The sequence below is a fragment of the Mesorhizobium sp. CA16 genome (genome assembly GCF_020165175.1).
In the GTDB taxonomy this organism is placed as follows: Bacteria; Pseudomonadota; Alphaproteobacteria; order Rhizobiales; family Rhizobiaceae; genus Mesorhizobium.
On sequence record NZ_JAIUHP010000009.1, the window covers coordinates 1 to 19,847 of the forward strand.

17 protein-coding genes are annotated in these 19,847 nt (G+C 63.3%); 13 read left to right on the plus strand and 4 right to left on the minus strand.

Features of this window, described 5'->3' with window-relative positions; translation table 11 throughout:
- Nucleotides 1-165 precede the first annotated feature (165 nt).
- The 4 genes from LB525_RS14270 to LB525_RS14285 all read left to right on the plus strand — a co-directional run bounded on the left by LB525_RS14270 (nucleotide 166) and on the right by LB525_RS14285 (nucleotide 5,311).
- A complete protein-coding gene (locus tag LB525_RS14270; protein ID WP_224545087.1) occupies nucleotides 166-1,386 on the plus strand; it encodes a glycosyltransferase family 2 protein in 1,221 nt (406 codons plus the stop codon).
- A gap of 49 nt (nucleotides 1,387-1,435) precedes the next feature.
- The gene (locus LB525_RS14275) at nucleotides 1,436-2,515 is read left to right on the plus strand and encodes a glycosyltransferase (protein WP_140845618.1); all 1,080 of its coding nucleotides are present in this window, start codon (nucleotides 1,436-1,438) and stop codon (nucleotides 2,513-2,515) included.
- Between the two features lie 142 nt (nucleotides 2,516-2,657).
- The gene (locus LB525_RS14280; RefSeq protein ID WP_224545088.1) at nucleotides 2,658-3,848 is read left to right on the plus strand and encodes a glycosyltransferase; all 1,191 of its coding nucleotides are present in this window, start codon (nucleotides 2,658-2,660) and stop codon (nucleotides 3,846-3,848) included.
- Nucleotides 3,845-5,311: a lipopolysaccharide biosynthesis protein gene (locus LB525_RS14285; RefSeq protein WP_140845620.1), complete on the plus strand. Its 1,467-nt coding sequence runs from the start codon at nucleotides 3,845-3,847 to the stop codon at nucleotides 5,309-5,311. The genes LB525_RS14280 and LB525_RS14285 overlap by 4 nt, the downstream gene beginning before the upstream one ends.
- Here LB525_RS14285 and LB525_RS14290 read toward each other — a convergent pair.
- Entirely contained in the window at nucleotides 5,213-6,583 is a 1,371-nt protein-coding gene (locus LB525_RS14290) for a polysaccharide pyruvyl transferase family protein (RefSeq protein ID WP_224545089.1), read from the minus strand. The two genes, LB525_RS14285 and LB525_RS14290, sit on opposite strands and share 99 nt — an antisense overlap.
- A gap of 278 nt (nucleotides 6,584-6,861) precedes the next feature.
- On the opposite strand from LB525_RS14290, the gene LB525_RS14295 reads away from it, so the two are divergent.
- The 6 genes from LB525_RS14295 to LB525_RS14320 all read left to right on the plus strand — a co-directional run bounded on the left by LB525_RS14295 (nucleotide 6,862) and on the right by LB525_RS14320 (nucleotide 14,438).
- Nucleotides 6,862-8,034: a glycosyl transferase family 1 gene (locus tag LB525_RS14295; RefSeq protein WP_224545090.1), complete on the plus strand. Its 1,173-nt coding sequence runs from the start codon at nucleotides 6,862-6,864 to the stop codon at nucleotides 8,032-8,034.
- A 26-nt stretch (nucleotides 8,035-8,060) separates the two neighbouring features.
- Complete coding sequence (locus LB525_RS14300) at nucleotides 8,061-9,050, plus strand: glycosyltransferase family 2 protein (protein ID WP_224545237.1); 990 nt, start codon at nucleotides 8,061-8,063, stop codon at nucleotides 9,048-9,050.
- Nucleotides 9,050-9,988, plus strand: coding sequence for a glycosyltransferase (locus tag LB525_RS14305; RefSeq protein WP_224545091.1), 939 nt, complete (start codon nucleotides 9,050-9,052; stop codon nucleotides 9,986-9,988). Before LB525_RS14300 ends, LB525_RS14305 begins: the two co-directional genes overlap by 1 nt.
- Nucleotides 9,978-10,964: a glycosyltransferase family 2 protein gene (locus LB525_RS14310; RefSeq protein WP_224545092.1), complete on the plus strand. Its 987-nt coding sequence runs from the start codon at nucleotides 9,978-9,980 to the stop codon at nucleotides 10,962-10,964. Before LB525_RS14305 ends, LB525_RS14310 begins: the two co-directional genes overlap by 11 nt.
- Nucleotides 10,965-10,992: 28 nt before the next feature.
- Nucleotides 10,993-11,889: a UTP--glucose-1-phosphate uridylyltransferase GalU gene (galU, locus tag LB525_RS14315; protein ID WP_095766145.1), complete on the plus strand. Its 897-nt coding sequence runs from the start codon at nucleotides 10,993-10,995 to the stop codon at nucleotides 11,887-11,889.
- Nucleotides 11,890-12,056: 167 nt separating this feature from the next.
- Nucleotides 12,057-14,438, plus strand: coding sequence for a polysaccharide biosynthesis tyrosine autokinase (locus LB525_RS14320; protein WP_224545093.1), 2,382 nt, complete (start codon nucleotides 12,057-12,059; stop codon nucleotides 14,436-14,438).
- Between the two features lie 62 nt (nucleotides 14,439-14,500).
- On the opposite strand, the gene LB525_RS14325 is transcribed toward LB525_RS14320, so the two are convergent.
- The 3 genes from LB525_RS14325 to LB525_RS14335 all read right to left on the minus strand — a co-directional run bounded on the left by LB525_RS14325 (nucleotide 14,501) and on the right by LB525_RS14335 (nucleotide 17,688).
- A complete protein-coding gene (locus tag LB525_RS14325) occupies nucleotides 14,501-15,214 on the minus strand; it encodes a metallophosphoesterase (protein ID WP_224545094.1) in 714 nt (237 codons plus the stop codon).
- 150 nt (nucleotides 15,215-15,364) lie between these two features.
- Entirely contained in the window at nucleotides 15,365-15,658 is a 294-nt protein-coding gene (locus LB525_RS14330) for a hypothetical protein (RefSeq protein WP_224545095.1), read from the minus strand.
- Nucleotides 15,659-15,780: 122 nt separating this feature from the next.
- The gene (locus LB525_RS14335) at nucleotides 15,781-17,688 is read right to left on the minus strand and encodes a propionyl-CoA synthetase (RefSeq protein ID WP_224545096.1); all 1,908 of its coding nucleotides are present in this window, start codon (nucleotides 17,686-17,688) and stop codon (nucleotides 15,781-15,783) included.
- A 458-nt stretch (nucleotides 17,689-18,146) separates the two neighbouring features.
- On the opposite strand from LB525_RS14335, the gene LB525_RS14340 reads away from it, so the two are divergent.
- Genes LB525_RS14340 through LB525_RS14350 form a run of 3 tightly spaced genes read left to right on the plus strand, consistent with a single transcriptional unit; the run spans nucleotide 18,147 to nucleotide 19,842 of the window.
- Complete coding sequence (locus LB525_RS14340) at nucleotides 18,147-18,434, plus strand: PqqD family protein (protein ID WP_095766141.1); 288 nt, start codon at nucleotides 18,147-18,149, stop codon at nucleotides 18,432-18,434.
- Nucleotides 18,434-18,865 (plus strand): lasso peptide biosynthesis B2 protein, encoded by a 432-nt coding sequence (locus tag LB525_RS14345; RefSeq protein WP_224527064.1) that lies wholly within the window; start codon nucleotides 18,434-18,436, stop codon nucleotides 18,863-18,865. Before LB525_RS14340 ends, LB525_RS14345 begins: the two co-directional genes overlap by 1 nt.
- Entirely contained in the window at nucleotides 18,862-19,842 is a 981-nt protein-coding gene (locus LB525_RS14350) for a serine kinase (protein WP_224545097.1), read from the plus strand. Before LB525_RS14345 ends, LB525_RS14350 begins: the two co-directional genes overlap by 4 nt.
- Nucleotides 19,843-19,847 lie beyond the last annotated feature (5 nt).

Genomic DNA, 19,847 nt, shown 5'->3' on the forward strand with positions numbered 1-19,847 from the left:
GCCGCAATCTCTACGATCCCAAGGTGATCGCGCGCTACGGCATCGAATACTTCTCGATCGGCAGGATGGCGGCATGACAGCTGATTGCCTCAAGGACAATGGCCGTCGCCATGGCTGTGGATTCATGCCGGCGAACGGAGCATCGGCAATAGTATGAGGTCATCAATGGCTGCGCAGCGCAAACCGACGGTCACCGTCATCGTCCCCACCTTCAACCGGCAAAAATTCCTGCCCGAATCCATCGGCAGCCTGCTGCGGCAGACCGTGGTGCCGGATCAGATCCTGATCGTGGACGACGGCTCGACGGACGATACCGGCGCGGTGGCGGCCTCTTTCCCGGCGCCGGTGGAATACCACCGCAAAGAGAATGGCGGGAAATCGACGGCGCTGAATTTTGCCCTGAAGCGCTGCACAGGAGATTTCGTCTGGATATTCGATGACGACGATGTCGCGCACCCGACGGCGCTTGAGCGGTTTCTCGCCGCCTTCGAGCGCGAGCCGGCCGCCGATTTCGCATTCGGCGAATATGCGCGTTTCCAGCGTTCGGCCCAGATCGAGGAGCAGGATTACGAGATCGTCGCCTTCGGCCATGTCAGCCAGGACAATTTCTTCCCGTCGCATCTCGAATATTGTCACGTCCACCAGCCGGGTCTCCTGGTGCGCCGCAAATGCTACGACGAGGTGGGTGGCTTCAACGAGACCCTGGTCCGGTCGCAGGACTACGAGATGATGTTGAGGCTTGCGCGCCGGTTTAAGGGCGTCAGGGTCGACGGCTTGATGTTCTTCCAGCGCCAGCACGACATGGTCCGCGGCAGCACCAAGGTGGTCATTTCCTACACCGACCGGATCAAGGCCTGGGGCGCGTACGACCGGGCGATCATGGAAGAGGTCTACAAGTCGGTCGATCTGCATGAGTATCTCGATCGCTCGGAGCAAGCCTTGCCGAGGACGGCCGATCTCGAGATGCAGGCGCTGCTGCAGCGATCGAGCATCATGGCCAGGAAGGGTTTGTGGCATCACGCGGCCGAGGACATCCGCCGCTACGCCCTGCTTGCCGAACGAGCCGGAAAGACGTCGCTCAGCGACAAGGAACGCGCCATCGTGCGGCGTACGTTCGAAGCCTACGATACAGGTTTGGCATCCGCCCCGGCCGACGAATTCGTCTCGGCGGTGAAGGCCTGGAGGTCGGGACCGCTGAAGGCCGACATCGTCAGGGAATACATGCATTCCTTCCCGCATTATCTGGCGCGGGACCTGAAGGCGGGAAAGGTGATCCCGGCTTCGAAATTGTTGCGGGAGTATTCGGCGCTGTCGCTTTCCGCTTCGCTCGGCCGGCTGTGTCGGGCGATGACGTCGAAGCTTTCCTTGGCGCGCGGCGCAAGCTGATGAGCCGTGGCTTTCGGATACTCGCCCGGGCCGAATTAGGAGCAGAACGATGAAAGTGCTTTTTGCAAGCGGCAACGGGTACATTCCCGAGTTCACCGGCGGCGTGCAATCCAACACGCATCACCTGGTCGAACAGCTGATCGAGCACGGCCATCAGGCGTCGGTCCTCGCCTCGCTGTTCGGCGACGGCATGTTCGGCCTCAAGGCGCGTGCCAAGATGAAGCTGCTGCGGCAGCCCGCGGTTGTCGACAATTTCCCCGGCTACCCGGTGATGCGCGCCTGGTTCCCCTGGGAGGCGGCCGGCTTCGCCGTCGAGAAGACCACACCGGACGTCGCGGTCGTGCAGTGCCACAAATCCGTCCTGCTCGGAAAGGCGCTTCTTGCCGAAGGCGTGCCGCTGGTCGTCTATCTGCATAATGTCGAATTTCACGAGCTCGCCGGCGATCCGCGCGAACTCAATTCGGCTTTGTACATCGCCAATTCGGAATTCACGGCGCGCACCTACAAGGAAAAATTCGGCATCGAGTCCACCGTTCTTCCGCCGACCATCAACGACGCGCTCTACTGCACGCATACGACCGGCGAATTCGTCACCATGATCAATCCCTATGAGGAGAAGGGGTTCGATCTGGCGGTGAGGATTGCGGCCGCCTGCCCGGAGATTCCCTTCCTGTTCGTGGAGAGCTGGAAACTGGAGGACGAGCATCGTGCCCGCATCGAAAAGACCATCGCGCCGCTCTCGAACGTCACGCTGGAAAACCGCACCGACGACATGAAGACGGTCTATGGCCGCACCAGGATCCTGCTTGCCCCGAGCAAATGGGAGGAAGCCTGGGGCCGCGTCGCGTCCGAGGCGCATTGCAGCGGCATCCCTGTCGTGGGCTCGAGGCGCGGCGGCCTGCCCGAAGCCATCGGTCCCGGCGGCGTGGTGCTCGACTACGACGCCCCGCTTACCGACTGGGCGTCGGCGGTGACGCGCCTGTGGAATGATCGCCAGGAATACGAGCGGCTTTCGGCCTCGGCTCTGGCCTTCTCCAAGCGCCCGGAGCTCGATCCCGCGCGGCAATTGGTGGTGTTTCTCGATCTGCTCGAAAGAGCGGCTCGGCAGGGCGTCCGCCACGCTGCGTAGCTTGCAAGCAAGGAGGGGGAACCGTTTGCTGCACTGCACCAAAAATGTTGCGATGCGGCAGAACCTGCAATAGGTTGCGCCGACAGGAGTCAAAGTTCATGCCGCATGCGTCAGGCCCTGCCGGCGACGTTTCCAGCCTGATTTGGGCGAGAACATCCTGCCGATGAGGATTTGCTTCGTAGTCGATAAATTTCCCACTTTGTCTGAGACATTCGTGCTCGATCAGATTGCCGGATGCCTTGAAAGGGGAATGAAAGTCAGCGTCGTCTGCAACGAGATGGCTTTTGGCAAGGATAGCAATGTGGACGATGCACGTTGGCAGACATTGCCCGGCCCTGTCGTTTCCTGGTGGGGTGGCCTGAATCGCTACCGCTCACTGCTCCGGAAATGGTCCGGCAGATTTTGGGACAAGCTTTCGACCTTTATCGACCTGGCCAACGCACAAAAGCTGCGAAACGTCGATGTGATCGTGGCGCATTTTGGCCATAACGGCCTGCGCGTCGCCCGCGTCTTGAAGCGGCGCAGGATTTCCGCGCCTTTGGTGACCATATTCCATGGCACCGATGTCGGCAGGCCGTTGCATGACGGCACCCTGGACCAGTACAGGCCCGTTTTCGAACAAGGGGCTCTCCAGCTCCCTGTGAACGCATTCTTCCGTCAGGCCCTGATCGATGCCGGTGCCGCGCCGGCACAAGTCGCGGTTCACCACATGGGCATTCGCCCAAGCGAGATCGAATATCGCTGGCGTTCCTGGCAGGGACGTACGCTGTCTTTCATCTCGGTCTGCCGGCTGACCGAGAAAAAGGGGACCGAATATGCGCTTCGCGCCCTCGCTAGCCTGCCGCACCGCGATTGGACCTATTCGGTGATCGGCGGCGGGGAATTGCTGGAGGAATTGAAGCTTACAGCCGTCGACCTCGGCATTGCCGACAGGGTGACCTTCCTCGGACCGCGTCCGCACGGCGAGGTGAAGCAGCGCCTGCGCGACGCCCATGTCTTCCTGCTGCCAAGCGTCGCCGGGCGAGACGGCGATCTGGAAGGAATACCGGTTGCGCTCATGGAGGCGATGGCCGGCGGCTTGATCGCTGTCAGCACCTACCATTCGGGGATTCCGGAGCTGATCGAGGATCGCAAGACAGGCTTCCTCGTGCCCGAACGGGACGTCGCCGCGCTTGCCGGCAAACTCACCTGGATCGCCGAGAACCCGGGCCTGTGCGAGCCGATAGCGCTTGCCGCTCGAAGGAAGGTCGAGGCGGATTTCAATGCCGATAGCTTGAATGAACGCTTTGCGCAGATCGTCGCGGGGCTAGGGGAGACCGGATCCGTCACATGAATGCCAATCCGCCGCCCCCGCAATTTGGTCGCGTTGCCCTGCGCGGCGGGCTGGTCACGGCCGGCGCGCAAGGCTTCAAGATAGCGATCCAGTTCCTTTCGGTCGTCATCCTTGCCCGGCTGCTCGTCCCCGAGGATTTCGGTCTGGTGGCTTCCGTGGGGCCGATCGTGGCCTTCGTCGGCCTGCTTCAGGATCTGGGCCTCCAGCAGGCGGTCATCCAGCGCAAGGAGATCGATCAACGGCAACTCAACCAAGTCTTCTGGCTGAGCGCGGTTGTCGGCCTGTGCGCCGGGGCGGTCGTGGCTTGCCTGGCCCCCGCCATTGCCGCTTTCTACGGCGATCAGCGAATGTGGGGGATAACACTTGCTTCCGCCGTGCCGCTGCTTTTTGGCAGTCTTGCCGCGGTGCCGCTTGCCCTGATGAACCGCCATCTGCAATTCGGCCAGCTTGCGTTCAACGACGCAATCACCGCGGCCGTAGGGCTGCTCGCCACCGCAACCGCGGCGTATTTAGGGCTTGGCTATTGGTCTCTGGTTTTGGGTCCAGCTGTGTCAGCTGTCGTAGCGCTGGTTGCCGGCTGGTTGGTGACGCGCTGGACGCCGTCTTGGCCGAATCTGAAGGTCGACGCCGACATATTCAGGTTCGGGGCGAACCTTACGGGCTTCAACCTTGTCAATTTTCTGTCTCGCAACCTCGACAACATCCTCATCGGAAAATATTCCGGCGCGGTCGAGCTGGGCTACTATGATCGCGCCTACAAGCTTCTGCTGTTTCCGCTGCAGAACATCAACCAGCCGCTGACGCGTATCATGGTGCCGCTGCTCAGCCGCATCCATGAGGACAAGCAACGATTTCGAGACATCTATGTCCGGACAAACTGGCTGCTGGCCGTCATCACCATGCCCGGCATTGCGACTTTGACACTGACTTCGGAGCAGGTGGTCAGGCTTCTCTTCGGCGAGCGTTGGATGGCCGTGGCGCCGATTTTCGCCTGGCTGGGCATCGCCGGCCTGATGCAGTCCGTATCGAGCACCACGGGGTGGATATTCATCTGCCAGGGCAAGACGAAGACGATGTTTCATTGGGGCATCTATTCGTCTTTGACGACCGTCGCCTCCTTCATCGTCGGCCTGCATTGGGGTGCCATCGGCGTCGCGGCGGCCTATGCCATCAGCGGCTACGTGCTGCGTATCCCGGTGCTTGCCGCCCTCATCCATCGTGTCGGCCCGGTGACCGCCGGCGATTTTCTGGGTATACAGGGGCTCTTCATCGTCTCGTCCCTGCTCGCCTGGCTCTCATATCTGTCGCTGCCGGCGTTGCTGACCAATCAGTCGGACCTGCTCACGATCCTTGTGGCGGTCGTCCTAAACTACGGGTTCGCCTTGGCCCTCATGCTTGCTGTTCCGCAGTCGCGCAAGGCGTTGTTCGCCACTCTTGCCAACGTCGCCAGCAACATTGGGTGAGCGGTTGCCTATCAAGGAGGACAACGGCCTGGTTGCCGACATTGCCGACGCATGCTCTTCCAGCACGGCCTCGAGGCTCGCCCGGCGATAGTGGTCAAGACTGGCGTTGAATCTGCCGAGTTTTTCGGCTGCTTCCGACGGCGTTACGGTATCAATGTCGAGCAGAAGGTCGTCGACACCGATGCGCTTGGCGACTTCCTTGGTTTTGAATTCATAGGCGATCGGCAGCACCGGTGTGCCGACGCAAAGCGACATGATCATCATATGCATGCGCGTGGCGACGACGAAGTCGCAATCCTTCACCAGCGCCATCAATTGGTCGGGCGTATGAAATGCGGCGTCGACATTGACGTGTTCGGCGATTTCCGGATCGAGTTCGGCCACGATCGCCCGCGCAGTCCTGGCGTCGTCATGGGCATATTCCGGCACACCCTGGCAGGTTGAGATGAAGGTCACCTGCTTGCCGTGGTCCCTGACAAGAATTGTGGCGATCTCCCGGATCGAATCGAGATAGCGGCGCATGCCATCCTCACCGTCGCTGACGAAGCTCCAGTGGCGGACGGAAATAGCGACACGGCCCGTCGGCGCCGGTGCGCTGCCGAGATGTTTCTTGATCCTGTCGGTATCAGCCAGGGCAAAGACGGCATCGGCGACCACATGGCATTTGCCGGGGTCTTTCACCAGATCCAGTATGTGATTTCTGGATCGCTCGTCACGCAGCAGGATGAGCGGAGCCCGATCGAAGATCGGACCTAGCTCCTGGCGATTGTAGCTTTTCTTGAACGGGCCGAGCGATTGCGTGAAGAAGATCGGGTCCTTGCCCAAGATCGCATCGATGCGGAATTGATTGAGCCGCTTTTCAAGATCGTAGTTCTCGACGAGATAGGTTCCGCCTGTCGTGACCACCAGGTCGGCGCTCGCATAGGCCTCAAGGCCGTGGCGGTCGCTTCTGCTGAAGAACACGCTGCTGGCGCCGTTTTGGGCAAAGCGGCGCAAGGCGCGCAAGACTCCCCGATTGTAGATCGACTTGAGCCGGCCCTTTATCCCGCCGCCATGCTGATCCCTGAACAGGGATTCCGACAGCAGCTTGTGGAATTCGAGATCCGGGTAATCTTTCTTCGGGTAAAGCCTGGCCGCGACGTCGGGCTGACTGTCGAAAACCAGGAACTGCACATCGCCGCCGACGATCGATCTGAGAATATGGCGGATAGCCAAAAGGATCGCGGCATCGCCAGTGTTCAGACACACTGTGTTTTCGATCACGACTTTCATGGGGAACCTCGTTTCGCGTCCGTGGCCAGGCCACAGCGGTTAAACGGCATGTTTGCCGGAGTGCTGCCACGCGATCCGCGTCGCGATCTGGCGTGCTGCTCCGCGCTGATAGCCAACGCGAAATCCGGATCGACGCCAAGCAGGCTGAGAGTAGCTTATGATTTTTGCAGTGCAACAAAAAATGTGCGGGCGCTTGCTACGCCGCACCAAAATTGTTGCGATGCAGCAAAAGCTGTACTAGCATCCCCGATGGGTGGGCCCAACAGCGGTCGAGTTACATGCTGCATGTCTTGTACCTTGTGCATGACGTATCCGACCCGGCGGTGCGCCGGAGAATACAGATGCTCAAGGCAGGCGGCGCCAGGGTTACACTGGCGGGCTTCCGCCGCACCACCAGCCCGGTCGCCGAGATCGAAGGCATCGAGCCTGTCGACCTTGGCGCGACGCGCGACGGCCGATTCGCGCAGCGCATCGGCGCTGTCGCCAAGGCAGCCATATCGATCGGCGCGAAGCTGGGCGCCGTGCCCAAGCCTGATCTCATCATCGCGCGCAACCTCGAAATGCTGGCGCTGGCCCGCCGCGCCAACGGCGCGCTCGGGGCGAGCGTGCCGATCGTCTATGAATGCCTCGATATCCACCGCCTGGTGCTGCGCGACGACTTCGTCGGCAGGACGCTGCGTGGCGCCGAACGCCATCTCGCGCGCGACGTGAAGCTTCTGGTGACGAGCTCGCCGGCCTTCATCGCCAATTACTTCGAGCCTTTCGGGCAGATCGTCGCACCTGTCGAGCTGATAGAGAACAAATATTTCGAGGCAGCATCCGTCGTCGCCGCGCATTCTGTCGAGGACGACAGCCCGTTGCCGCCGCCCTGGCGTATCGGCTGGTTCGGCGCGCTGCGCTGCCGCCGCTCGCTGGAGCTGCTGGCCGATTTCACCCGCCGGCAGGCGGGCCGTTTCGAAGTCGTGCTCAGGGGCCGTCCGGCGCTGTCCGAATTTCCGGACTTTCACGGTTTCGTCGAGGCCGAGCCGTGGCTTTCCTTCCGCGGCCCCTACCGCAATCCGGAGGACATGGCAGCCATCTACGGTGAGGTGCATTTCTCCTGGGCGATCGATTTTTTCGAGGCCGGCCAGAATTCCGAATGGCTGCTTCCCAACCGCCTCTATGAAGGCTGCCGCTTCGGCGCCGTGCCGATCTCCATGGCGGACACCGAAACCGGCAGGTTCCTGAAGCAGCGGGATATCGGCGTGCTCCTGCCGGAAGCGACGCCCGAAAGCCTCGAGGCGATGCTGAGCCGGATGGATCAAGATGAATATCGCGGCCTGAGGTCGCGCGTGTCGGCGCGCAATCCGAAGACCTGGAGCTACGACCGCAGCGACTGCGCGGCCTTCGTCGACAAGCTGCGCGGCCTCGCCGCCATGCCTTCGGCTTTTGCGACACAGGCGGCCGCGTGATGGCGCAACAGGGCGAACAAAAACCGATGGCGCAGTCCGCCTCATCGATCCTGATCGTCATTCCCTGCCTCAACGAGGCCGCCCATATCGGCGGCCTGCTCGACCAATTGCGGCCCGCGGCGGCCCGGCTCGGCGGCCGCATCGTCGTCGCCGACGGCGGCAGCACCGACGGCACGCAAGCCATCGTCGAAAAAATCGTGGCGAAGGATCCCCGGGTTATCCTGCTCGCCAATCCGAAGCGCCTCCAGAGCGCCGCCATCAATCTCGCGGTGGCCGCCCTTGGCGAAGGCGTCGACTACCTCATCCGCATCGACGCGCATGGCGGCTATCCGGACGACTACTGCGACCGGCTGGTGGAGGAAGCCCTCGCCACCGGCGCTGATTCGGTCGTCGTTTCGATGCTGACCGCCGGCACCGGGGCCGTGCAGAAGGCGGTCGCGGCGGCGCAGAATTCCAAGCTCGGCACCGGCGGCTCGAAGCACCGGCACATGTCCGAAGGCGAATGGGTCGACCACGGCCACCACGCGCTGATGCGCATCGCCGCCTTCAGGCATGTCGGCGGTTACGACGAGAGCTTCAGCCACAATGAGGACGCCGAGCTCGACTACCGGCTCCGCCAGGCGGGCTACCGCATCTGGATGAGCGGCAGGACACAGATGGTCTACTATCCGCGCTCGACGTTGAAGAGTCTCTATTTCCAGTATCTCGGCTATGGTCGCGGTCGCGCCAGGAACGTGCTGAAGCACCGCATGGTGCCGAAGGTTCGGCAGATGATTCCGCTGCTGGTTGCGCCCGTGGTGCTGCTCGCCCTGTTTTCCTTCGTCCACTGGCTGGCGGCGCTGCCGTTCCTCTTATGGGCGGCGGTGTGCCTCGGTTACGGCCTGGTGACGGCGATACGCCAGCGCAACGCAGGCATAGCGCTCGCCGGCGTCTCGGCGATGGTCATGCATTTCGGCTGGTCGGCCGGTTTCTGGCAGCAGCTTCTGGCGTCTCGATTGCAGCGCAAGGTGGCGTGATGACCGGGCGCTCGATCGACATCTGCATCTGCACTTTCCGTCGGCCGGAGCTGGCCGACACGCTGCGCTCCGTCGCCGCGCTGGAGAAGCCGGCGGGAGCCGAGATTGGCATCGTCGTTGCCGACAATGACGATGAGCCCGGCGCGCAGAAGCTGGTGAAAGCATTGGCCGAGGAATTGAAGCTGCCGGTCCGCTATCGTCACGCGCCGGCGCGCAACATCTCGATTGCCCGCAACGCCTGTCTCGACGCCAGCGTGTCGGACTTCGTTGCCTTCATCGATGACGACGAGACGGCGTCGCCCCGCTGGCTGGTCGAATTGATGGCGGCGGCCGATGCCACGGGCGCTGCGGCGGTCCTCGGTCCGGTGCGGGCGCATTACCGCCCCGACGCGCCGGACTGGATGCAGAAGGGCGACTTCCATTCCACCTTGCCGGTCTGGGTGCGCGGCGAGATCCGTACCGGCTACACCTGCAACGTCTTGCTCAAAATGGCCGACGCGAGCCTTCGCGGCCGGCGCTTCAGCCTGGCGCGCGGCCAGACCGGCGGCGAGGACACCGAGTTCTTCGATGCTATGGTCAAGGCCGGCGGCCGCATCGCCTTTGCTCCGCAAGCCTTCGTCGACGAGGTCGTGCCGCGTGCCAGGGCCGCGTTCGACTGGCTGCGCCGCCGCCGCTTCCGCTTCGGCCAGACGCATGGCCACCTGATAGGACACGGCGCCGGCGGGTTGCGTCGCGCCGGTCAGGTCGGGCTCGCTTCGGCCAAGGCTGCCTACTGCTTCGGTATGGCTATTTTGACCGCCATCAGCCCGGTGCAGCGGAACCGCAGCGTGCTGCGCGGCATTATGCACGTTGGTGTCGTCAGCGGTTTGGTCGGCGTCCGTGAAATCCGCCAATACGGCCTCACGTCGCCAGAACAAGGGAACAAGCGTGCAGCCTGACGTCAGCTTCGTCATCGCCGCCTACAACGCCGAGGCGACTCTCGACCGCGCCATCGCCGGCGCGATCGCGCAACTCGGCGTGACCGTCGAGGTCATCGTCGTCGACGACCAGTCGAGCGACGGCACGCTGGATGTGGCGCGTGCTTATCCGCAAGATGTCGTCAAGGTGGTGGCGCTGCCCGCCAATCGCGGTCCGGGCGGCGCCCGCAATGCCGGCCTCGACCTGGCGCGCGGCCGCTGGGTGGCGGTGCTCGATTCCGACGACGCGGTCCTTCCCGGCCGCCTGGCCACGATGATCTCCCGCGCCGAAGCGGCGGGCGCCCAGATTGCGGTCGACAATGTGCAGATCGTGCGCGAGGACGGCACGCCCGATGACACCATGTTCCCGGCCGGCTATCTCGAAGGCTTGCGCGAAATCTCGTTGGCCGACTACATCGCCGGCAATCTGGTCTTCGAATCGCGCTTCAATTTCGGCTATCTCAAGCCGATCTTCCAGCGCCGGTTCCTCGACGACAACAAGCTGCGCTACGACGAGAAGCTGCGCATCGGCGAGGACTACATTCTGCTCGCAAGCGCGCTGGCCAGCGGCGGCCGTTGCGTGGTCGAGCCGACCGTCGGTTATGCCTACCACATCCGCACCGGCTCGATCTCGCGCGTGCTCGAACTGCATCACGTCGAGGCGATGACGCGCGCCGATGCCAGGTTCGCGGCGGCATATCCCATGGACAGCGACGCAAAGGCGGCTTTCGCCAAGCGTGGCCGCAGCCTGCGCAAGGCGGCGTCGTTCCTGTCCCTGGTTCAGCACATCAAGGCACGCGCCCCGCTCAAGGCGATCGGCGCGGCGCTCAGGGATCCGGCCGCCATCGGGCATATGTCGATGCCGATCGGGGTTCGGCTCAGAAGGCTTGCGGCGCAAGTTCGCCGTGGGGGTGGGGAGATGAAGCATGCGGGCGATTTGATAGCCGGCGACAGGTAGAAATCTTTTCTCTCAGAAGGAAGAGCAGATGCAGAAAGTCAGGAAGGCAGTCATCCCGGTGGCGGGGCTCGGAACGCGGTTCCTGCCGGCGACCAAGTCGATGCCGAAGGAGATGCTGCCCGTCGTCGACAAGCCTGTCGTGCAATATGCCGTCGACGAGGCGTTCGAGGCCGGCATCGAGCACATCGTCTTCGTCACCGGCCGCAACAAGGCGGTCATCGAGGACTATTTCGACCTGCATCCTGAACTGATCGGCACGCTGGAGCAGACCGGCAAGAAAGCGCAGCTCGAAGCGCTGGAAAGCCTGCTGCCGGAGGCCGGCGCCACCTCCTTCATCCGTCAGCAGTCGCCGCAGGGCCTCGGCCACGCCGTATGGTGCGCGCGCGAGGTGATCGGCAATGAGCCTTTCGCGCTGCTGCTTCCCGACATGGTGTCCTTCGGCGCGCGCGGCTGCCTCGCCGAGACGGTCGATCTCTATCAGCGGACCGGCGGCAATGTGATCGCCGTCGAGCGCTGCGACCCGGCCGAAACCAGCAAATACGGCATTGTCGGCCGCGGCGCCGACGTGGCATCCGGCTTCGAAGTGACGGCGATGGTCGAAAAACCCGCGCCGGCCAATGCGCCGTCGAATTTCTACATCAATGGTCGCTACGTTCTGCAGCCGGAGATCTTTGCCCTGCTCGGCAATCAGCAGCGCGGCGCCGGCAATGAAATCCAGCTCACCGACGCCATGGTGCGGCTGGCCCAAAGCCAGTCTTTCTACGCCCGGCCTTTCGACGGCCGCATGTTCGACTGCGGCTCCAAGGAGGGCTTCATCGAGGCCACCATCGCCTTCGCCCTGGCACGCGACGACATGAAGGGCCCTGTCTTCGAGATGCTGCAGCAATTTGTCCGGTCGCATGAGCGCCGGGAAGTGGCCGCATAATGCCCATCTTTCGGGTGCATATGCGGTTTCGCGATGGCGCGACAGCCACACCAGCGCCCGGGCCTTCCGGCCCGGCGCATCCTGGCAGCAACGTTGCGCGGTCTTTTCTGGTCACGACGCCGATCTACCAAGGCCGATAGCGCCTGCAACCTGGAATTGGACCGAAAATGAACTATGCCACCTTCCCCCTCGACAAGAGGATGCCGTTGCCCAGCACCGATCCGGAAAAGGGTGAAGACTTCATCGATATCGAGCGTCTGCTTGGCATGGCCGCCCGACAGGCCAAGGTGGTGGCGGTCTGCGCCATTATCGGTCTGTGCCTGGGCGTCATCTATCTGCAGACTACGCCCAAGCAGTATACGGCGGTCGCCAGCGTTTTGATTGATGAAGGGCTGAACAAGGTCGTCGACGACATCTCGGCTGCGAGCGCCACGGTACAAACGGACGCGACGATTCTCAGCCAGATAGAGGTTCTCAACTCCGCACGGCTGGCGTCTGTGGTGGTCGACAAGCTGAAGCTCGATCAAAACCCGGACTTCATGAGCCCGCCGCAGTCGGCTTTGGCCAAGGGTGTGGGGTTCCTGCGCAGTGTTGTCGGCTATTTCCGCGGCAGCTCGGCAAACGAGCTTCCCGGTATCGAGAATGTCGACGCCGCGACGCGCGAAGCCATGATCAAGACCGCGACCCACGATTACGCGGTTCTCATGCTGCAGACCGGGTTGATGGCGGATCGCGTCGGCCGTGCCAACGTCATCAGCATCGGTTATCAGTCGACAGATCCGGCACTCGCCACGGCCATCACCAAGGCCTACGCCGACGCCTATCTGGCCGACCAGCTCAACGCCAGCTTCGACGCCACCGAGCGCGCGGCCTTGTGGCTGCAGGGCCGGCTCACGGAGTTGCGTGAGAGCTCTCAGCGGGCAGCCCTGGCCGTCGAGAAGTTCAGGGCCGAACATGGATTGTCTGCCAACAGTGACGGCCAGCTCCTGAGCGACAAGCAACTCGCCGATCTCAACGCACAGCTCATCGTCGCCCAGGCCGATACCGCCAGAGCCAGCGCCCGCTATCAGCAATACAAGGCGATCGTCGAGAGCGGTTCCGAAAGCGCCTTCAACGATTCGGCCATCGGCGCCGACCAGCCGAGCAGCTCGGTCATCATCGCGCTCAAGACCCGCTATCTGGCCATTGCCAAGCGTCTGCAGGACATCGAGACGAATTTCGGCAAGGATCACCCGCAAGCGGTCGCGCTGGCCAAGGAAAAGGCCGATGTCTCGGCGCAGATCTTCGACCAGTTGAAACAGCTCACCGAAAGCTACCGCAACGATTTCGAGGTGGCGCAGGCGCGCGAAACTGCTTTGCGCGACAAGATTTCCACCGCTGCCGGCAAGAGCTCGATCGACAACCAGTCACAGGTGAAGCTCAAGGAGCTCGATCAGCAGGCACAGGCGCTCACCACGCTCTATCAGACCTTCCTCAGCCGCTATGAGGAAGCTTCGCAGCAGCAATCCTTCCCGGTCGGCAAGGTCCGCATCATTTCCGACGCGACGATGCCGCTCGCGGCCTCCAGCCCGCGCACCTTGCGCGTGCTGGCGCTCTCGCTGGTGCTCGGCCTGATGCTTGGCGCCGGCTTCGGCGGCCTCAACGAGTTCAACGAGCGTTTCTTCAGGACGGGCGAGGACGTTCGCGACCGCGTCGGCCTGAAATTCCTCGGTTATCTGCCGACGATCGGCGGCGGCAAAGCCAAGGATACCAAAGCCGACGACCTGCCGGCCGACGGCAAGGTGGCCAGCCTCTCCGCGGCTGAGAGGCGGGCGCGCATGCGCGTCAGCATCGACGCCCCGGCCTCGATGTTCGCCGAGACGCTGCGTAACGCCAAGATCGCCTTCGACGTGGTGATGGAAGACCGCAGCAGCCGGGTCATCGGCGTCATTTCGGTGCTGCCTGGGGAAGGCAAGTCAACGGTGGCCGCGAACCTCGCCGGCCTGCTCGCGGCCAACGGTGCCAAGACCTTGCTCATCGACGGCGACCTGCGCAATCCGGGCCTGAGCCGCAGCCTCGGCATGGAGGCCGAGCAGGGCCTGATGGAAGCGGTGGTCAACGGCCAGAGCTGGCAGTCCGTCGGCAAGGTCGATCGCCAGACCAAGCTGGCGATCATTCCCGCCGTGCTGCGCGGCCAATTCTCGCACACCAGCGAGCTTCTGGGCTCGGCCGGCATGCGGCGCTTCATCGAAAACGCCAAGGAGACGTTCGAATACATCATCGTCGATCTGCCGCCGCTCGGACCCGTCGTCGACGCCAAGGCCTTCGCACCGCTGGTTGACGGCTTTGTGCTGGTCACCGAATGGGGCCGCACGCCCCGCAACATGGTGCGCTCGATGCTGGAATCCGAGCCTTATATCGCCAATAAGGTGATCGGCGCAGTGCTCAACAAGGTCGATCTGAAGAAGCTGGCGAAATACGGCTCGCTCGGCGGCTCGGAAAGGTTCTTCGACCGCTATTCGAGCTACTATCTGGAAAAATCGGAGCAGCGTCCCAAGCAGGCCGCCTGAGGCGTGGTTCCGTTCGGAAAGACAGAGATCGGGGGCGGTTCAGCCTAGGAGCGTGAACCGTCCTAATCCCTCGAAGACAGCAGCCGGCCGTATTTGCCGACGATCCTGAGCGCCGTCAGTCGTCCCGTTTGAAAGGCGCCGGTGTCGATGTCGAGCCGGCGTCCGTCGAGTGACGGAACATCCACGATCGTGTGTCCGTGCACCACCCAGCGGTCGAGACGGTGCGCCGCCTGGAAGAACTCCTCGCGGATGTTGAGCAGATCGCCCTCGTCCTGCGCCTCGAGCGCGACGCCGGGACGGATGCCGGCATGCACGAAGACGAAATGCTCGGAGCAGACCATCGCCGGCAGCGTGCGCAGGAAGTCGACATGGCTGGCTGGAATGGCCTCGCGTATGCGCGCATCCGCCTGCTCGCTCGAACCGTAGAGGCTCATCAGCCGGTCAGGGTCAACGCCGTAGGAGAACAGGGTTTCGCGGCCGCCATAGCCGAGCCAGGTTTCGCGCGAGAGATGACCGTCCAGATAGAGGAGCAGCGCGACTTCATGATTTCCCACGAGGCAGATGCGCTGGAAGCCCTTCGGCGGCGGCGCCATCAGATGGTCGATCACGCGCCGCGAATGCGGCCCGCGGTCGATATAGTCGCCCAGCATGATGATGATCTTGCGACCGCTGAAGCGCTGCGCATCGATCTGGATCTTTTGCTCCAGCGCGCGCAGTTCGTCGTGGCAGCCATGCACGTCGCCGATTGCGTAGACGACCATGTCGCGCATGTCCATGACGAGGCGCTCGCGTGGCGCGGGTCGAGGGCGTCTCGATCGTTGGAAAAGATTCACGGATTGAGGCTCGGCTACTTGCACTGATCTGCGCCTCGATATCATGCCGAATGCAAACAATTCCACACCGGCGCGCGATCGGCAGTCGCGTCGTCAGGCGGCCTTCAACCGATAGCGGAACAGCGAGTGGTCCAAGAGCAGCCGGATGCGCGGCTCGGCCTCGGTCGCGATCAGCCAGCTTACCGCGATCATGGCCGCGCCGACGACATCATGGATGAGATAGAGGTCATCAGCCCGATCCGCCGCCAGCCGGGCCAGGAAAGGTCGAGGCGCAGCGACAATGCCATCAGCGCGACAGCCGCCAGATAGTGACAGAAACATCACCATGACGGCAGCCGGGAATCGCAGTATGTCGACACCGCCGAATGTCGTCTTGTGCTGGGCCATGCCGTGCCTCCGGTATGGCCCCCCTACGCAAACTTTAAAGTTTATTGCTGCGCTGCACAATAAGCGATTGCAGTGCGGTACAAATTGGTAAATTGATCCTTAACGCGATCGTCTGCCGGCGACTACACCCCGATGCCGCGTCCTTTCAGCGCCGCCGTGATCTCGTCCAGGATCGCCGGATCGTCGATCGTCGCCGGCATGGTCCATTCCTCCTTGTCGGCGATTTTCTGCATCGTGCCGCGCAGGATCTTGCCGGAGCGGGTCTTGGGCAGCCGCTTGATCGTCACCACGGTCTTGAAGGCCGCAACCGGGCCGATCCGCTCGCGCACCAGCCCGACAACCTCACTTTCGATCGTGCCGCTATCGCGCGACACGCCGGCATTGAGCACGACGAAGCCGAGCGGCACCTGGCCCTTCATGGCATCGGCAATGCCGATGACCGCGCATTCGGCGACATCGGGATGGGCCGCCAGCACCTCTTCCATGGCGCCGGTCGAGAGCCGGTGGCCGGCGACGTTGATGATGTCGTCGGTGCGGGCCATCACATAGAGGTAGCCGTCCTCATCCATCATGCCGGCATCGGCCGTCTTGTAGTAGCCGGGGAACTCTTCGAGGTAAGCCTGGCGGAAACGGGCGTCGGCGTTCCACAGCGTCGGCAGGCAGCCGGCGGGCAGCGGCAGCTTGACCACGACATTGCCGAGCGTGCCGCGCGCCACCTCGTGGCCGGCATCGTCGAGGATGCGAATGTCGTAGCCCGGCATCGGCACGCCGGGCGAGCCGTATTTCACCGGCAAAAGCCCGAGCCCCGCCGGATTGATCGTCATCGGCGAACCGGTCTCGGTCTGCCACCAATGGTCGATGACGGGACGGTCGAGCTTCTGCTCCGCCCATTTGATCGTTTCCGGGTCGGCGCGCTCGCCGGCAAGGAACAGCGTGCGGAACTTCGACAGGTCGTATTTCGGCACGAACTCGCCCTTGGGATCCTGCCCCTTGATGGCGCGGAACGCGGTCGGCGCGGTGAACAGCGCCACCACGCCATGCTCAGAGATCACCCGCCAGTAGGTGCCGGCGTCCGGCGTGCCGATCGGCTTGCCTTCGAACAGCACGCTGGTGCAGCCATGCAGAAGCGGTCCGTAGACGATATAGGAATGGCCGACCACCCAGCCGACATCGGAAGCCGCCCAGAACACCTCGCCCGGCTTGACGCCGAACTCGTTGTCCATGGTCCATTTCAGCGCGACCATGTGGCCGCCATTGTCGCGCACGATGCCCTTCGGCTGGCCGGTCGTGCCGGAGGTGTAGATGATGTAGAGCGGGTCGGTGGCCAATACCGGCACACAGTCGACATTGGCGCCGGCCGCCCGTTCGCGCGCCACCGCGTCCGCATAATCGAAGTCGTAATTGTCCTTCATCTCGCAGCGCAGCTGCTCGCGCTGCAGGATGAGGCAGGCGTCGGGCTTGTGCTTCGACATCTCAATCGCCTTGTCGAGCAGCGGCTTGTAGGCGACGACGCGGCCTGGCTCCAGGCCGCAGGAGGCGGTGATGATCAGCTTCGGCTTGGCGTCGTCGATGCGGGTGGCGAGCTCGTGCGAGGCGAAGCCGCCGAACACCACCGAGTGCACGGCGCCGATGCGGGAGCAGGCGAGCATGGCGACGGCCGCCTCCGCCACCATCGGCATATAGATGATGACGCGGTCGCCCTTGCCGATGCCGCGATGCCTCAGCACCGACGCCAACGCGACCACCTCGCGCTTTAGCTCCGCATAGGTGAATTTCCGCACCGTGCCGGTGATCGCGCTGTCATGGATCAGCGCCAACTGGTCGGCGCGGCCACCGGCGACATGGCGGTCGATGGCGTTGAAGCAGGTGTTGCAGGTGGCGCCGGTGAACCAGCGTCCATAAACGCCGGCTTCCGGATCAAAGACCTTTTCGGCCGGCCTATACCAGTCGATCCCCTTCGCCGCCTCGGCCCAGAACCCTATGGGGTCGCGTTTCCAGCTCTCATAGACTTCGCGGTAGCGTGAGGCCATCCGCCTTCCTCCCAAGAAACGTTCTGCCGCCCTGCCATAGACTAAGCCGCGCGTGGCGGCCATGTCTTCCTGCATTTTGGTCGACATCGCCGGCAAACGTCTCTGTTCGGCGCCTTCGGTGGAGGCGTCGCCGTCACGGTCCGAGATATCAGCCGGCTTAAAGCGGCAGCGCCGCCAGCATCAGCCCGACGCCGCCGGCGATCAGGATGGCCGCCGCAAGCGCCTTCCGATGGCGCTCGAACGCCGTCGGAGCCCGTTCCCAATTGTAACGCATACAGATCACTCCCCAAAGCCCGGCGGACTCATAGCTTACTCAGGGGAAGCAAGGCAAGACTTCGCTAATATTGCCTGGTAGCGGGCAGACACCTGCAGGGTCGATCGTCCCCCTTCGCCATGCATGGCGATGGACAGCCTTGCGGCGCCGCGCTAATTGCTCTTTCAGCGAAGGGAGCGGGCGGATGGCTGAAATCGGCTCTGAAACGGTGCTGCGCATGGCGGACGATGCGTCCGTGCAGCATGTCGGCGATGGCGCGGTCGTGCTTTTGGCGCGCAGCGGCCAGCTTTACACCTGCAACGACACGACCGAGGCTTTTCTCGACAAGGTGAACGGCGCGCGCAAGCTCGACCAGATCGTCGATCTGCTGTCGGAGGAATTCGAGGTCGACAAGGCAACGCTCGATCAGGATATGGCCGAATTGGCCGCCGAGCTGGTGGCTGAAGGCATTCTCGCCGACCCGGACGCGTGATGGCCGACGGACCGGTCCTGCGCGCCCTGTTCCGCGTCCATTTGTGGCTCAGCGCCCGGCTGATGCCGGTGCTGGTTGGCCGGCGCGATTTCGAAAGCGTGTTGAAACTGGCGCCGCTGCAGTCGCCCGCACCCTATCGCGACTTGCCCTGGACCTACATCGTCCATCGCGTCAAGCGGACGGTGCGACGCCCCTGGCTGATGCGCGACCGCAGATGCCTTCGCGAAGGTCTGCTCGGCTTCCGCTTTCTGCGCATGGCTGGTCTTAATCCAGAGCTGCATTTCGGCGTCGACGCCAGGTCGATGCACGAGCCTCGCCTGTCGGCGCATTGCTGGGTCTGCCTCGACGGCAAGCCAGTGGTGAGCGACAGCCAGCCCGGCATGGTGGAGATCTACCGCCACCCGGCCAGCATGAAGGCGCCAGCCGCTTGAGCGAGCAGACCTTCCGCTATGATCTCAACGGCCAGGTCATAGGCATCACCGCCGCGCGTGCCGACCTGTGGCCGAGCTTCGACCTGATGCTCGGCGCCCTGCGTGTGAACGAGCCTGTCCAGCTCGGTTTTCGCGTCGACATCGTCGAAACGCTTGAGTTGCACGAGAACCCCGAAGGAAAGCTGGCTTTCGACGGCGACGTGCCGCTGGACGGCCATTGCCGCATGATCGACGCCGGAAGCGTCTTCCATCTCGTCTTTCCGGGCCAGCAGACGCTATCGATCCACGACGGCGAGGGCCGAGCCAAAATCCGTCTTCATCCCGACAGCAAGATCAAGTGGACTTTGCTGATGATGGTGCTGGATGCAGCACTCGATGCGGACGGCCAGCATATGCTGCACACTGCGGGTCTCACCTTGCCTGGAAAGGACGGCCTGGTCCTCATCCACGCGCCGAGCGGCACGGGCAAGTCCACCACATCGCTCGCGCTTGCCTCGCGGGGCTTCGGCCTCTGCTCGGACGACGTGATGATCCTCAACGCAAGCTCGCAGGGCATCACGGCCTGGGGCATGCCGCGCAAGGTGAAGGTCCACCGCAACACGGCGGCGATGCTGCCCTTCGTCGCACCCTGCCTGGGCGAGAAGTGGGACGCCGAGGGCGAGCAATCCGTTTCGCTGGACCGCCTCGGCGACATCATCCGTGTCGAGGATGTGCGCGCCAGGCCCGTCACAGCGCTCCTGCACCTTGCACGCTCGGCAGACGCCGAGACCCGGCTGCTGCCGATGGCCAGGACAGACGCCATGGTGGCTTTGGCAACCGACAATGTAAGGACCGGCATGACCGGCCTGCTGTCGCTGCAGAAAAGGCGCATGGCGACGATCGCGATGCTGGTGAAGGCGGTGCCGACCTTCACGCTGGAAGTCGGGGCAAGTCCGGCCGAGGCGGCAGCGCTGATCCGCGCTGCGCTGCCAAGTTGACGCGT

Bases quoted from the DNA above. Each gene is read 5' to 3' on its own strand.
- LB525_RS14270 (WP_224545087.1), top strand. From the start codon at position 166: ATGGCTGCGCAGCGCAAACCGACGGTCACCGTCATCGTCCCCACCTTC.
- LB525_RS14275 (WP_140845618.1), top strand. From the start codon at position 1,436: ATGAAAGTGCTTTTTGCAAGCGGCAACGGGTACATTCCCGAGTTCACC.
- LB525_RS14285 (WP_140845620.1), top strand. From the start codon at position 3,845: ATGAATGCCAATCCGCCGCCCCCGCAATTTGGTCGCGTTGCCCTGCGC.
- LB525_RS14290 (WP_224545089.1), bottom strand. From the start codon at position 6,583: ATGAAAGTCGTGATCGAAAACACAGTGTGTCTGAACACTGGCGATGCC.
- LB525_RS14295 (WP_224545090.1), top strand. From the start codon at position 6,862: ATGCTGCATGTCTTGTACCTTGTGCATGACGTATCCGACCCGGCGGTG.
- LB525_RS14300 (WP_224545237.1), top strand. From the start codon at position 8,061: ATGGCGCAGTCCGCCTCATCGATCCTGATCGTCATTCCCTGCCTCAAC.
- LB525_RS14305 (WP_224545091.1), top strand. From the start codon at position 9,050: ATGACCGGGCGCTCGATCGACATCTGCATCTGCACTTTCCGTCGGCCG.
- galU (WP_095766145.1), top strand. From the start codon at position 10,993: ATGCAGAAAGTCAGGAAGGCAGTCATCCCGGTGGCGGGGCTCGGAACG.
- LB525_RS14320 (WP_224545093.1), top strand. From the start codon at position 12,057: ATGAACTATGCCACCTTCCCCCTCGACAAGAGGATGCCGTTGCCCAGC.
- LB525_RS14325 (WP_224545094.1), bottom strand. From the start codon at position 15,214: ATGGACATGCGCGACATGGTCGTCTACGCAATCGGCGACGTGCATGGC.
- LB525_RS14330 (WP_224545095.1), bottom strand. From the start codon at position 15,658: ATGGCCCAGCACAAGACGACATTCGGCGGTGTCGACATACTGCGATTC.
- LB525_RS14335 (WP_224545096.1), bottom strand. From the start codon at position 17,688: ATGGCCTCACGCTACCGCGAAGTCTATGAGAGCTGGAAACGCGACCCC.
- LB525_RS14340 (WP_095766141.1), top strand. From the start codon at position 18,147: ATGGCTGAAATCGGCTCTGAAACGGTGCTGCGCATGGCGGACGATGCG.
- LB525_RS14345 (WP_224527064.1), top strand. From the start codon at position 18,434: ATGGCCGACGGACCGGTCCTGCGCGCCCTGTTCCGCGTCCATTTGTGG.